Raw genomic sequence first — 14,016 nt, 5'->3', positions numbered from 1 at the left:
CGCAAAAAGGCAAAAATCAAAAGCCCCGCTTCGGCGGGGCTTTTTCTTTACGCTGGTCAAGCAAGGTCTTTATCGCTGTCAGCTCTCCTTCGCCGCTTTTGCACGGCGCACCATCACCTTGGGATCGATGCTCGACGCGCAAAGGATGCCGCCCCACATGGCGCCAGGCACACCCGGCGAGAGCACATCCTGACCGGAAAGATAGAGCCCTTTTAAAGGCGTTTTCATGCGCAGCGCATCCGACAGCATTCGCGCCGGCGTGGCCTCAAGACCATAGAAGGCGCCTTCCCGGTGGCCGGTAATCGCAGCGGTCGCCAGCGGCGTTGAAGGCTCCTTGAAGACGACCAGTTCGGCAAGCTCCGGAAAATAGGCCTTAAACTGTTCGAACAGTTTTTCTTCAACCTGCGCCTTGAAGGCTGCGTAGTCTTCTCCTCGCTCACCCGGCGGCGCATCCGCCCACCGCGCGACAACCGACCAGTCCGTCCAGGCGATCAATTCACCTGAATGCCGCTGCTTCGGGCCGGGGTCATGGGCGGTGTCTTTCAGCGAGGCAAAAGAGGCAAACATACCCGGCGGCGTCCCGTTGGGCGCATCGGTCCAGATGACGTCCGTCTCGCCGGTCGGATAGAGCCAGTGATTGGCTTTTGTGGCGCCGGTCGCCTCGATGTCGCCTTCGAAACCGAGAAACAAAGAGAAATGGCAAAGGCTCGGACCGAAGGAGCGAATCTCGCGCACCCATTCATCTTCGCCATGACCATCCGGCAACAGCCGGTCCACCGTTTCCCGGGCGCCGATATTGGAGACGACGACGTCAGCGTAAATCTCTTCACCGTCAGCGGTCCGCACGCCAATGACGCGCCCCTTCTCCATCAGCAGTGTTTCAACCCGGACGCCCGGGCGCACCTCACCGCCTGCCTTGGTAATGACGGGCAACATGTGTTCGGCGATGACGGCGGCGCCGCCGACCGGATACCACGCCCCGCATTCAAGATAGGAATGCGCGACGAGCGCGTGAACTGCAAAACTCGCAAGGCTCGGGCGCCCGCCATGATCGCCCCACTGGGCGACAAGCGCATTTGTGAGTTGCGGATTGTCCGAGATGTCGGCGGCGACTTCCGCGATAGTCCGTCCACACCATTGTTTAATGGACTTGCTTTTCCACCATTCGATGACCTCACTAAAGGGTTGCGGTATCGCCCGGATCTGAAACACCGCAAGCGCCGCCTCCCGGGCCTTGTGCACAGCGTCAAACCAGGCGTCGATTGTTTCCGCTTCGCTCGGGAAGCGTTCCTTTAAATCACGGATTTGCGCTTCATAGGGCCGCGAAAGAGCGAGAGGCTCGGTATCGCCAAGATGGAGATAATCATAAACGGCGCCCATCGGCGCCAGCTCTATGGGGGTGTCGCAGAGCCAATCGAGCGCCTTGCGGTAGGGATCGTCGGGCGCAAAACCGCTCAAATAGTGAATGCCTGCATCCCAGCGAAAGCCGTCTCGTGAAAAACTGTGGGTCTGACCGCCGAGCGTCTGGTATTGTTCGAGAAGCAGCACCTTGTGGCCGGTTTGCGACAGCGCGCTCGCCGTAGCCATGCCCCCCATCCCCGACCCGATAACAATGACATCCCAGTCTTTTGCGAATTGATCGCGCTTGGCGTCGTTCATTTCGTCTCCCCTTTGCCGTCTGACCGGCGCCGGCCCTGAGTTATCCTTACTCCGATAAGTGAAAGCTGCACATTGACCGTCATCAACGACGTTGCAATCGTCTGTTTTTGATATGCTTTTCATTTGACGGACAACTTCCTGGGCCCGCAAGAACCGGGTGGCTGGGGCCTGATTTTCTGGAGATAACACGCTCACAAAAACAGGAACGTGCTATGTCATTCATCATCACAGGACTTGAGCGCGCGAAGTTCGCGCCATTGTTCGGTCTTCCCGACGAAGAACTCAAACAACGCGGCGTCATCCGCAAAACCGCGACGTCAAAACCCGGCTTTCCGTGCCGTATAACGCTCGAAGACGCCGACCCCGGGGAAAGCCTTTTGCTGTTGAACTACGAAAGCCACAAGGCGGCGACGCCCTACCGCTCGTCCTATGCGATTTATGTGCGTGAAAGCGCCGCCGACGCCGCGCATTTTGAAAACGCCTTGCCGCCGGTGTTCATAGGCCGCCCCATCGCCCTCAGGCATTTCAATGCTGGCGGTCATCTGGTCGGGGCAAGCCTCGCCCTCAACGGTGATGCGATCGATAAAATTGAAACCGCTTTCAGCGACGATAATGTCGCCTATATCCACGCTCACAACGCCGCCCATGGCTGTTTCGCCGCGGAAATTCGTCGCGGCGCCTGAGCCGCATGGCGCTCTTGCCCTCTCCAATGTTGCGGTGCAGTATCCGCCGCCCAAGGGAAGAGGCGGAGCGCGAAGGATATGAGCAAAATCAAAACGGTCGGTGTCATCGGCGCAGGTCAAATGGGACGCGGCATCGCCCATGTTTTCGCCGCCGCCGGTTATGACGTCATCCTCACCGACATCAGCGCCGGCCAGCTTGAAGCCGCGATGTCGTCGATCGCCAAAAACCTCGCGCGCCAAACCGCCAAGGGCCTCCTCACAGAGGCGGATGAAAAAGCCGCTTTTGCGCGCATCAAAAGCGCCACCGACGTCGCCGCGCTTTCCGATTGCGACCTCGTCATTGAGGCGGCGAGCGAAGTGCAGGCCGTCAAGAAAGAAATCTTCGCAAGCCTGAAAGGCGTGTTGAAACCCACCGCCATTCTCGCCTCCAACACCTCGTCGCTGTCGATCACCGGCCTCGCGGCGGGCACCGAAAAGCCTGAAAATTTCATCGGCATTCACTTCATGAACCCGGTGCCGGTGATGAAACTCGTCGAGGTGATCCGCGGCATCGCCACGGCGAAGGAAACTTTCGAAGCCACGAAAGAAGTGGTCGCAAGCCTCAACAAAACCATGACGGTTTCAGAGGACTTTCCGGCCTTCATCGTCAACCGCATCCTGATGCCCATGATCAATGAAGCGATCTACACGCTTTACGAAGGCGTCGGCTCCGTTGAGGCCATCGACACCGGCATGAAGCTGGGCGCCAATCATCCTATGGGTCCGCTCGAGCTCGCCGACTTTATCGGCCTCGATATCTGCCTTGCGATCATGCAGGTGCTTTATGAAGGGCTTGCAGATTCCAAATATCGTCCGTGTCCGTTGCTTGTAAAATATGTCGAAGCCGGCTGGCTTGGACGTAAAACCGGCCGCGGTTTTTACGACTATTCCGGCGACACGCCGGCGCCGACCCGGTAATCGCGAAGCTTTTGAATTAAAAAGCTGAAACCTGTTTCCGGCGGTTTGCACACGCCCCGGAAAAGCGCTCTAATTCTCCGACGCGCCCGCCATTCGCGCGCGATAACATAAAGGAGGAGCATCACATGGCTGTCGCACGAGTTACGGAAATCATCTCCGGATCGCCCAAAGGTTTCAAAGACGCCATTGAACAAGGCATCGACCGCGCCAACAAAACGCTGAAAAATGTCGAAGGCGCCTGGGTCAAGGACCAGTCCATCATCCTCGATAAAGGCAAGATCAAGGAATATCGCGTCATGTTGAAAGTGACGTTCGTTCTTGACGATTAGGCGAGAACAAGACCAATGACGAAAAACGGCCGCCTTTTCAGGCGGCCGTTTTTTTATTCTTCTGTGTGCGTCACCGTGAGGTTGAGCAGATCCGGCAAGGTCTGCGGCGCGGTTTGGGACGCCGCCTGCAAGGTCATGAACTCGACCGGCGCCGCAGGCGCGGCCGTTGCGGAGATCGTGCCGCCATTGTCAAGAAAGTCGGCAAAGGCTTGCGCATAAGCGGTCAGCCGCGGATTCATCTGTCCGGCCTGGAGACCTGAAACGCGCACCATGCCGGAAACGGCCTGACGCAACTCTTCTCCCGATCCGGCGCCGTTTTGCGCAGCGGCGAAGGCGAACGCACGATCAACGAAGCCACTATCGGTGAAGGCGAAATCAGCGCCCTGCAACGTCATGCCGCCGACTGCATCTTTCGCCAGCGTTTCATCACGGGCCATAACGTCCCATTCAACCAGCGACGGCCCACCCACATTGACGCCATAAGCGAGCGAAAAATTATCGATAATGTCGCCGCTCGTCGCCAGCGCCGCATCGCCGGTCTCGCCATTCCAGCGCCAGACAAGATCCCCGTCGCCGGCGATCCTTTCCAGACCAAGCGCCGACAGCGTTTCCGCCATCTGCTCAAATTGCGGCGCCGCTTCGGTCGCCATGCCCGGCCCCATGCTGTAGCGCGTCTGGTCCATCATGACGCCCATGTCATAGGTGAACCCCTGATACGCGACTTCATAGTGAGACGGCACAAGCCAGTAGAAATCCGCTGCGCTGATGTCGGCGGACTCAATAGTGTAATAGGGCTGACCGTTCCAGATCTGACGATAACCGGTCATGGTCTGCTGGCCGAGATCAATGAGATCGGTTTCGCTGATCGGCGGCAGCTCCCATTTCGCAAGCCAGGCAAGCGCTTTTGAAATACTCACATTGCGCGCTTCGGTTCCGTCAATCTCATAGGCGAGCACGCCGCCGCCTGCCGCAGCCGCCAGAAACGCCGTCGGGTGGCGCACAATATCGCGCGCCGTTTCCGCGGGGGGCCGATTGAGAATTTTCGCGTATGGATGGTCCGCGGCGGCCTTTTCGGACTCTTTCTTTCCTGAAACTTCGACAAGCGGTTCGCCGCCGAAGCTTTCCGCCGTCATGGCGAGGCCGGAAACACTCTGATAGTCGACATCGCCCGACCGGTAGCCGCGCGCAAACGCTTCAGCGACATCAAAGGCGACCTTGTCGCCCTGGCTGTTGTTGAGTTTTAAAGAAAAGCCGGAATAGGCGACGCCGTCATATGAAAAGGCGCCCATGACCGCCGCAATATGGCGCAAAACGCCTGCGCCTTCGTCAGCGCCCGGTTTCGGCGCGAGCGCATAAGAGCGCGCGGCAAGTCCGTCGATGACGAATTTCTGCAAGGAGAGCGAGGCGTTTTCCGTTCCCGTCTCCCATTGCAGGCCTTCCGATGTAACATTCTCAAACGACAGGCGATCAAGCAGCGGCGCCATATCGGTGAGGCTGCCGGAGCCTGAAAAAACCGTCTCCATCGCCGCTGCATCGGCGCCCCATATCACCGCCCGGTCTGCGCGCAATCGCGCCTCGGGCGCGGACGCAAAGGCAAAGGTGACATCGCTCACCACCATGGCGCCAAGGCCGGGATCGAAACTGGCGCCGCCGTGATCAACGATCAGCCAGTCCGGCAAGGCGGCGAACATCCGGTCCACGTCAAAGGCCTCACCACCGCGCAACGCATAGGGCGCAACGAGAAGATCCTCAGCGGTCAATGGCGACGGCGCCGTCGCACAGGCATGAAGCGCAAAGACCGCCGCAGAAGCGCAGAGCAGATTTCTGCCCGCACGGGCGAAGGTCGGCTTCAGTTTCAAAGTCGGCATAATATCCCCCTTTTCGCGCAACGCGGCTTGCCCGGCGATGACGAAACGATAGTCGCCCGCGACGGCCGGCGCCCGTCCCACCATGGCCGGGCGCCTAGGACAGGTTAGCCGCTTATTCCTTGTGCGTCACGGTCAGACCGAGCATGTCCGGAACGGTCTGCGGCGCGGCGGCGCCAGTCGCCTGCAAGGACATGAACGGCACGGGCTCCGCCGGTTTCGCCGCGATTTCCAAAGACCCGCCCTTGGCGACAAAATCCGCCACCGCATTCACATAATCGGTCATGACCGGGTTCATCTGCGCCAGTTGGGAACCGGAAAGACGGATCATGGCCGGCGCGGACATGCGCAAATCCTCACCCGTGCCGCCCATTTGCAAGGCGGCCAGCGCGAAAATCGCATCCAGCGCCTTTTCGTCCTCAACCTTGAAAGAGAAGTTCTTGAGCGCGCCTTTTGACAGGACAGTATCGCTTTCACCCTCTTCCATCGCGGCGGCGATTTCATCAAGTTTCAGATTGGAAAACGCGGCGCTGGCGCTGAAACCCGCAACCTTGTCGAGACTGGCGTCATAGGTGAAATCCGCAGCGCCGCTTTTTTCGTTCCACGCCCAGCTTGCGCTGCCGTCACCTTTGACTTTGTCGAGATTGCTGTCCTTGAGAATTTTCAGCGCCTCTTCCTCCGTCTCCGGAACATAGGCCGTGAAGTCATAAACGGCGCCTTTGGTGTCGGCGCGAATGTTCGACGGAATCATCCAGGTGAATTCCGCTGCGGAAACCGTCGCCTCTTCAACGGTCGCCGCAAGCTTGCCGTTGACGCGGCTTTCCATGTTCGTCGCCTTCATCGTGCCGAGATCGAGAAGGTCTTTTTCCGTCATGGGAGGCTTCTCATCTTTTAAGCCCCAGGCAAGCAGACCTGAAAAGTCGATGTCCCGCCATTCAAGGCTCTCCATCGAGACTTCCTGACTTTCCGGCGCAACAAAGCCAGCCAGCGGACCAGAGAGGAACAAGGCGCCCTGAGGGCCCATCGCTTCGCTGAGCGCTGCGAGGGATTGGGCGCTGTGTTTCATGTCATAGGCGAAATCATTTGCAATGATCGCGCTGATGCGTCCGCCGCCAAGACCGACCAACCGCAAGTCGGGCGCTGCAAACGCCACCGTGGGGGTCTCTTCAGTCTCCGATGCAAATTCCATATCCTTGAAATAGAGCCCTGCGAGATTGACGGCGTTGAAAAAGCGCGCGCCCTCATCGCCTTCTCCGTCGCCTTCAACGCCGCCCTGGCGAATTTGAAGCTTGTCGAATTCGACGCCGCCGATCGTCATCTGGATCGAAGCCTCGTCTTCTTCCAGCCCGAATGAAGAGACATCGAGGAAACGCACTTTCTGAAAGACCGTTTCGAAAGGCGCATCAGGGCCAGCCTCGTCTGCGCTGCGGATGCGCTCGATGGCGCCCATGTCGACGCCGTAGAATTCGGCGCGCGCGACGGCGACCCCTTCACCATCTTCAGCGTCGGCGAAGCGCAGATTTTCAACCACCGTGGCGCCGAGCTTGTCGTCAAAGCGCGAGGTTTCATAGGTCGGCCGCTCGTCTTCAGGCATCAGCGACAAAAGCGCATCGATATCGACGGCCTCCGCGCCCTTGAGCGTGAACCGCTGATCAAGGGGCGAACCGGCGTCCGCTTTCGCCGCCTGCTGGCTCGATTCCGATTTCGGTGCGTCTGCGGCTTCGTCTTTTTTTCCACAGGACAAAAGCGCAAGCGATGCGACGCCGGCCAGCAGGATGTTGGATAATTTCATGAAATCGTCTCCCTCGACGTTTAAGTCCGTCCTGCGCATCGCAGGCGCGGCCCCCTCGGATGAATATCGCGCCTCCCCTATATCGGGGTTGGCGGATGAAGCCTAGGTTCAGGGCAGAACGGATTCGATCAGCCGCCGGGTTTCCGGGGCCGACCAGTCGACCTCTCCGACAATACGGCCAATTTCCTCACCCTTGGCGCTATAGAGAATGCTGGTGGGCAAAATGTCTGCGCCGCCCGCCGAAAAAGCGAAGGTCATTCTGGGATCGGCGTAGAGTTTCAGATTCTTGATCTCCAGCCGGTCGAGAAACGCCTGCGCCGTTTCCGGTCCGCGCGGATCGGCGGCGACCGCCACCACTTCAAAACGCGCGCCGCCAAGATCGCCCTCAAGGGCGTCAAGCGACGGCAGCTCCACGAGACAGGGCGCACAGGTTGTCGCCCAGAAATTGACCAGCACCGCGCGCCCGCGAAAATCCGCAAGCGTCATATTTTCACCCTCATAAAGAAAGAAGGCGTCCGGCGCGCCGCGCGGCGGGAAGGTATAGACAAAGTCGGCCATCTCCCCGGTCAAAAGCGATTGGTCGCGATCCAGCGCCGAAGCGGCGCTTTGCCCCTTTGGGCTTACACTCGCGCTCACGATGACGTAGAGGAGGAGCGCCGCACCGAGGCCGCCCCAGAGGAGAAGCCAGAACCGCGGTTGTTTGAGTAGAGAAGACACCAGTTACGCTCCAGAACCTGTTAGAATTTATGTCAGATAAAACCGAACGGCCGCAAAACCAAGGACCCGAGAACCAAATGTGGGGCGGGCGCTTTTCTCAGGGCCCCGCGGAAATCATGGAGGCGATCAACGCCTCCATCGATATCGACAAGCGGCTCTGGCGCGAGGACATCGCCGGATCGAAAGCCCATGCGGCGATGCTGGCCGAGGCCGGGATTATTTCGCGCGCCGACGCCGACGCGATCCTCAAAGGCCTAGACCAGGTGGCGGGCGAGATCGAGGCCGGGACGTTCAACTTTTCGAAAGCGCTCGAAGACATTCACATGAATATCGAGGCGCGCTTGAAGGAGATTGTCGGCCCCTCCGCCGGCCGGCTCCACACCGCGCGCTCGCGCAACGACCAGGTGGCGACGGATTTCCGCCTCTGGTGCCGCGGCGCCTGCGAGGACGCAGCATCAGCGCTGGGCGATCTGATGGCGGCCCTGGCCGAGCGCGCCCTGGAACATAACGACGCGATCATGCCCGGCTTTACGCATTTGCAGACGGCGCAGCCCGTCACCTTCGGCCATCACCTGCTCGCCTATGTGGAGATGTTCTCGCGCGACGCCGGCCGCTTCATGGATGCGCGTGAGCGGATGAACGAAAATCCGCTCGGCTCGGCGGCGCTCGCCGGAACGCCCTTCCCCATCGACCGGGACGCCACCGCAAAGGCGCTCGGCTTTGACCGGCCTTGCGCCAATTCGCTCGACGGCGTTTCCTCACGCGACTTTGCGCTGGAGCTTTTATCGGCGGCGGCGATCGCGGCGGTGCATCTGTCGCGCCTCGCCGAAGAAATCGTGTTGTGGACGTCGCCGCAATTCGGCTTCGCCTCGCTCACCGACGCCTTTTCCACCGGCTCGTCCATCATGCCGCAAAAGCGCAACCCCGACGCCGCCGAACTCGTGCGCGCCAAAACCGGCCGCATCAACGGGTCTCTCAATTCACTGCTGTCGGTGATGAAGGCGCTGCCGCTCGCCTACGCGAAGGACTTGCAGGAAGACAAAGCCGCGACGTTCGAGGCGGTCGACGCGCTCGCCCTCGCGCTTTCCGCCATGACCGGCATGGTGCGCGATTTACAGCCGAACCGCACAGCCATGAAAGAAGCGGCGGCGCGGGGCTTTTCCACCGCCACCGATATCGCCGACTGGCTGGTGCGCGAACTCGGCATGCCGTTCCGCGACGCCCATCACGTCACCGGCCGCATCGTCGCTGTCGCCGAACAAGCGGGCAAACGGCTCGACCAGCTTGCGCTCGCCGACATGCAGGCCGTCGAACCGAACATCACCGACGACATTTTCAATGTGCTTTCCGTCGACGCATCCGCCGCCTCGCGCAAAGCCTATGGCGGGACGGCGCCGGAAAATGTTAAGCGTGAAGCCGAGCGCTGGATCGACGCGCTGAAAAAGGAGTAGCCCCATGCGCGCCTTATTGCTCATTCTTGCTCTTTCCTTCGCTGTTTCCGCTTGCGGCAAGAAGGCGCCGTTGCGCGCGCCGGAAAAGCCCGAAGAACAATCCCTGATCCGGTAGGCGCGCCTTGCACCATTTCGATTACCGCAACGGCCGCCTTCATGCGGAAGATGTTGATGTGACGTCGCTCGCCGACGCCATCGGCGCGCCTTTTTATGTCTATTCCGAAGCGACCCTGCGCCGCCATATGCAGGTTTTTCAAAAAGCGTTTGGCGACGCCGATCCGCTCGTCGCCTTTTCGGTCAAGGCGAACTCCAATCTCGCGGTTTTAAAAGTGCTCGCCAGCGAAGGCGCGGGCGCCGACGTTGTTTCCGGCGGCGAACTGATGCGCGCCCTGAAAGCCGGCATCGCGCCTGAAAAAATCGTTTTTTCCGGCGTCGGGAAAACCGGCGATGAAATGAGAGCCGCCCTTGAAGCCGGGATCTATCAATTCAATGTGGAATCGGCGCCCGAACTCGATGCGCTGAATGCGCTGGCGCTTGAGATCAACAAGCGCGCGCCTGTCGCCCTGCGCGTCAATCCGGATGTCGCCGCCGGCGGGCACGACAAAATCTCCACCGGCCGCAAGGAAGACAAGTTCGGCGTCGCCTGGGAAGAAGCGCGCGGACTTTATGCGCGGGCCCGCGACATGAAAGGCGTCGATGTGGTCGGCGTCGACCTTCACATCGGATCACAGATCGCCGACCTCGCGCCGTTTGAAGCGGCCTTTACCAAGACAGCCGGGCTGATCAGCAATTTACGCGCCGATGGCTGCGCTATTGAGCGCCTTGATGTCGGCGGCGGGCTCGGCATTCCCTATGGAAACACTGCTGCGCCGCCGCATCCCGACGATTACGCCGCGCTGATCAAGAAACTCACAGCGCCCCTGGGCGTTCGCCTCATCTTCGAGCCTGGCCGCATGATCGCCGGCAATGCCGGCATTCTGGTGACCCGCGTCGTCTATGTGAAGGAAGGCGTCGCGCGCAAATTCCTGATTGTCGACGCGGCGATGAACGACTTGATACGCCCGGCGCTTTATGACGCCCATCACGACATTTTACCGGTGATCAAGAATGAAGACGCGGCGCCAACGACCTATGACGTTGTCGGCCCCGTTTGTGAGTCGAGCGACTTTTTTGCAAAACAGCGCACGCTGCCGGAAATGAAGCCGGGCGACCTCGCCGCGATCATGTCGGCGGGCGCCTATGGCGCGGTGCAGGCGTCGCAATATAATACGCGGCCCCTGATCCCCGAAGTGCTGGTCAGCGGCGAGCGATACGCCGTCATTCGCCGCCGTCCGAGCTTCGAGGAAATCGTTGCGCTCGAGGCGACGCCGGACTGGCTTTAGGCGTCTTGTCTTAACATTACAGCTTTGCAGCCGGTGCGGGAATCGCGCCTTTGAAAATTCATCACTTCCGATGAATTCTTATGGTTTTCCCAGCATCGGTGAATAGTTATCCACCACTCCAAGGGCGGTGTTAGATTAGTCCGGCGATGGAAAAATTGTTGTAGACGATCAGCGCGTTGCCGGTCGTCGCCATGGCGAAAAAGAACAGGACGATCCAGTGCGGGAACCACAACACCATAAAACTGATCAGCCCCTGAAGGCCGAGCTTGGCGATGATCCAGCCGTCGCCGGCATGCACCATCATCGTGTTGACGACAGGATTAGCCTCGACCCCGGCGCCGTTTTCGATCGCGATGACGGTGGAGATAATATCCGTGATCCCGACCAGATTATAAATCACGACGAGAAGCCAGGCCGCGCCCATACGCCAGGCGGAGGCGCGGGACCGGCGCGCATCTTCGCCCAATTGCTGCCGGCGCTTTGACGAGGTGAGGGTGAAAACCAACCTGATCTCCCGTTTCGTTAACCTGTTTTCGCCAGCGATGCGCCAGACTGAGAAAGCTTTAAGACAGGCGGCGTCGACGAATGCCCCCTCAAAGGCTATTGTGCAAGAAGTATGACCACCAGCGTGACACAGGCGGACTCATTGGCGGAAACGCCTTCTGACAAAGGGCCTGAAGGCCCCAAACGCCGGCGCGTTCCCGGGGACGGCGCGATTTTCGCCGCCCGGCTTGTCCTCTTTTGGGAAAGGCTGTGGCCGGCGATCCTGCCGGCGCTGGCGGTTCCTTTTGTTTTCGCCTTTATCAGCCTTTGCGACCTCTGGAAGTTCACGCCATCCTGGGTTCACTGGCTGACGCTGGTGATCGGCGGGACAGGTTTCGCCGCGCTGCTTTATCGCGGGCTGAAAGGCATTGAGTTTCCATCGAGGCGTGAGGCGCAGGCGCGTCTTGAAGAAGACGGCCATGTCGACCATGCGGCCTTGCAGGCGATGGACGACACCCCGTTCAACGCTAGCGAAAGCGCCTCCCCGCTGTGGCGCGCGCATCTGGAAGCGAGCGCAGAGCGGGCCCGGGCGGCGCGGCTCAAACGCGCGCGCGACACCGCTGAAGCGCGCGACCCGTGGGGCCTCCGCTTTATTGCGCTCGGCCTTATCGCCATCGGGCTTATCGCCAGCGGCAAGGAAACGTTTTCCCGCCTCGCCCTCGGCTTCGACCCGGGGGCCCATGCCGGCGCCGGAAAGCTGGTCGCCGATTTATGGCTCGAACCGCCCGCTTACGCCGGCCGCGCGCCCATCTATCTGTTGCGCGCGGGGCAGGCCCTGCCCGTCGACGCCGACCAGGTCGAAGCGCCCGAAGGGTCGGTCTTGAAAGCGCAGGTCAATGGCGGCGGCCGCATCCGGCTTTCCTATCAAACGCCGAACGAGACCAAACGCGCCGATTTCGACCGCGACAGACAAGCAGCGCGCGCCGAACTCGCCATTGGCGAAAGCGGCCTTTTGCGCCTCACCCTTGGCGGCAAGGAAGGCCGCTGGCCCATCGGCGTTCTCGCTGACGCCGCGCCGATGGTCGCCTTTGTGGAGCCGCCGGCGCGCACAGATGACGCCCGCGTCGCATTCACGGTCTCCATCGAGGATGATTACGGCGTCGCCGACGCCTGGCTGGTGATGCGCCTCGATCCCGATCAGGAACGCCCGCTGGATGCGCCGCCCCTTGATGACGCCGCGCTCGCCGAGACCCGCGCGATCCCGCTTGAAGGCGTCAGAGGCGCAAGCGGAGAACGCTCGGCAACGCTTGATCTTCAGGCCGATCCCTGGGCCGGGCTTCAGGTGCTCGCCAAGGTCGTCGCCCGCGACGGCGCCGGACAGGAAGGCGATACGGGCGAGACGCCGTTAATCCTCCCCACACGGATGTTTTACAATCCGGTGGCGAAAGCGGTTATCGAACAGCGCCAGACCCTCGCCGTCGCTGCAGAAGACTGGCGGCGCGCCGCGCGATCCTTCGACGCCATCACCATGGCGCCCGACATTTTCTATGAAGAAAAGCCGACACATTACCTCATGTTGCGGTCGGCCTTCTGGCGGGTGATGCGCCGCAATGGCGACGACTATGATGACGCCGTTGAAAAATTCTGGCCCCTCGCCCTGCAACTGGAAGACGAAGCGTTGGAGCTGGCGCGCCAGCGCCTTGAAGCTGCGCGCGAGGCTTTGCGGCAAGCTCTCGAGCGCGGCGCCAGCGACGAGGAAGTGGAGCGGCTTGTCGAAGAGTTGCGTCAGGCCATGAATGATTATCTGACGGCGCTCGCGCAATCGGGCCAGCCCATGGAGCAATCGCCGCAAAATGCCCAGCAGCTTGAACAATCCGATCTCGACGACATGCTCGATGCGATCCGCGATCTTTCCCAGCAAGGCGCCAACAACGCCGCGCGGCAAATGCTGTCCGACCTTGAAAACATGCTGAACAATCTGCGCCTGTCGCAAGGCGGCGCCGGACAAAACGGACAAGGCCAGAGCGGTCAGGGCCAAAGCGGCGAAGGCGAGCGCGGCGGCCCCGCCGGCGCCGCGGGCGAACTTATCGGGCGCCAGCGCGAACTGGCCGATGAAACCTTCGAACAACGCCAGAGCGGCGAATTAAACGGCGACGATCTGGCCGCCCGTGAAGGCGGGCTTGGCGGCGATCTCGACGCATTGATGGATGCGCTAGAAGGCGACAGCGAAGCCGACCCCAATGGCGAAGCGGGCCGCGCCCTCGGCCGCGCGCGCAGCGCCATGCGTGAAGCGGAAGGCGCGCTTGCCGGCGATGATTTCGGCGCGGCGGGTGACGCCATGGAACGCGCCATCGCAAATTTGCGCGACGGCGCCGAAGCGCTCGCCCGCGAACAGATGCGGCAGGCGCAAGGCGAAGGACAGGGCCGTGAGGGTGAGCGCGAAGGCCGCGGCGCCGACCCGCTCGGCCGCCCCGCGGGCAACATCTCCGGAGAAGGCGTGGAAGTTCCCGGTGAAAGCGAAGCCGGACGCACGCGCGCCGTGATTGAGGAATTACGCCGCCGTCTCGGCGAACCCGGCCGCGACGAAGACGAAGTCGAGTATCTGGAACGGCTGCTGGAACGGTTTTAAAAAGTAAGCGCGAAAACAAAACGGCGCGCCAGATAGCCCGCCGTTTTGTGGTTTACGATAAAGCCAGAC

Annotated in this window: 12 protein-coding genes; 7 read left to right on the top strand and 5 right to left on the bottom strand. The window is 60.8% G+C overall.

Going from position 1 to position 14,016, the window contains the following annotated elements; all coding sequences use genetic code 11:
• Positions 1–78 precede the first annotated feature (78 nt).
• On the bottom strand, positions 79–1,659 hold the full coding sequence (locus ACFC5L_RS04540) for a phytoene desaturase family protein (protein ID WP_375201467.1): 1,581 nt from the start codon (positions 1,657–1,659) through the stop codon (positions 79–81).
• A 212-nt stretch (positions 1,660–1,871) separates the two neighbouring features.
• Here ACFC5L_RS04540 and ACFC5L_RS04535 point away from each other — a divergent pair, with 212 nt between their 5' ends.
• From ACFC5L_RS04535 to ACFC5L_RS04525, 3 genes are all read left to right on the top strand, one after another.
• The gene (locus ACFC5L_RS04535; RefSeq protein ID WP_375201468.1) at positions 1,872–2,342 is read left to right on the top strand and encodes a DUF1203 domain-containing protein; all 471 of its coding nucleotides are present in this window, start codon (positions 1,872–1,874) and stop codon (positions 2,340–2,342) included.
• Positions 2,343–2,420: 78 nt separating this feature from the next.
• Positions 2,421–3,299, top strand: coding sequence for a 3-hydroxybutyryl-CoA dehydrogenase (locus ACFC5L_RS04530; RefSeq protein ID WP_375201469.1), 879 nt, complete (start codon positions 2,421–2,423; stop codon positions 3,297–3,299).
• Between the two features lie 125 nt (positions 3,300–3,424).
• Positions 3,425–3,628 carry a dodecin family protein gene (locus ACFC5L_RS04525; protein ID WP_375201470.1) on the top strand — a complete coding sequence of 68 codons (204 nt, stop codon included), beginning with the start codon at positions 3,425–3,427 and terminating at the stop codon, positions 3,626–3,628.
• A 53-nt stretch (positions 3,629–3,681) separates the two neighbouring features.
• On the opposite strand, the gene ACFC5L_RS04520 is transcribed toward ACFC5L_RS04525, so the two are convergent.
• The 3 genes from ACFC5L_RS04520 to ACFC5L_RS04510 form a co-directional block, all read right to left on the bottom strand.
• A complete protein-coding gene (locus tag ACFC5L_RS04520) occupies positions 3,682–5,580 on the bottom strand; it encodes a hypothetical protein (RefSeq protein ID WP_375201471.1) in 1,899 nt (632 codons plus the stop codon).
• A 28-nt stretch (positions 5,581–5,608) separates the two neighbouring features.
• A complete protein-coding gene (locus tag ACFC5L_RS04515; RefSeq protein ID WP_375201472.1) occupies positions 5,609–7,285 on the bottom strand; it encodes a hypothetical protein in 1,677 nt (558 codons plus the stop codon).
• A gap of 108 nt (positions 7,286–7,393) precedes the next feature.
• Positions 7,394–8,002 carry a TlpA family protein disulfide reductase gene (locus ACFC5L_RS04510; protein ID WP_375201473.1) on the bottom strand — a complete coding sequence of 203 codons (609 nt, stop codon included), beginning with the start codon at positions 8,000–8,002 and terminating at the stop codon, positions 7,394–7,396.
• A 77-nt stretch (positions 8,003–8,079) separates the two neighbouring features.
• Between ACFC5L_RS04510 and argH the strand changes: the two genes are divergently transcribed.
• From argH to lysA, 3 genes are read left to right on the top strand one after another with little or no spacing between them, the layout of a single operon-like run.
• Positions 8,080–9,453, top strand: coding sequence for an argininosuccinate lyase (gene argH, locus ACFC5L_RS04505; protein WP_375201474.1), 1,374 nt, complete (start codon positions 8,080–8,082; stop codon positions 9,451–9,453).
• 4 nt (positions 9,454–9,457) lie between these two features.
• Positions 9,458–9,568 (top strand): LPS translocon maturation chaperone LptM, encoded by a 111-nt coding sequence (gene lptM, locus ACFC5L_RS18225; RefSeq protein ID WP_445727733.1) that lies wholly within the window; start codon positions 9,458–9,460, stop codon positions 9,566–9,568.
• Between the two features lie 7 nt (positions 9,569–9,575).
• Positions 9,576–10,835, top strand: coding sequence for a diaminopimelate decarboxylase (lysA, locus tag ACFC5L_RS04500; RefSeq protein WP_375201475.1), 1,260 nt, complete (start codon positions 9,576–9,578; stop codon positions 10,833–10,835).
• A gap of 130 nt (positions 10,836–10,965) precedes the next feature.
• Here lysA and ACFC5L_RS04495 read toward each other — a convergent pair whose 3' ends face one another.
• Positions 10,966–11,340 (bottom strand): DUF5658 family protein, encoded by a 375-nt coding sequence (locus ACFC5L_RS04495; RefSeq protein WP_375201476.1) that lies wholly within the window; start codon positions 11,338–11,340, stop codon positions 10,966–10,968.
• A gap of 111 nt (positions 11,341–11,451) precedes the next feature.
• On the opposite strand from ACFC5L_RS04495, the gene ACFC5L_RS04490 reads away from it, so the two are divergent.
• Positions 11,452–13,947 (top strand): DUF4175 domain-containing protein, encoded by a 2,496-nt coding sequence (locus tag ACFC5L_RS04490; RefSeq protein ID WP_375201477.1) that lies wholly within the window; start codon positions 11,452–11,454, stop codon positions 13,945–13,947.
• Positions 13,948–14,016: the final 69 nt, after the last annotated feature.

Source organism: Hyphococcus sp., from assembly GCF_041986965.1.
Lineage (GTDB): Bacteria > Pseudomonadota > Alphaproteobacteria > Caulobacterales > Parvularculaceae > Hyphococcus.
The sequence above is the reverse complement of the archived record's forward strand: the minus strand, read 5'-3'. Positions and strand labels throughout refer to the sequence as shown.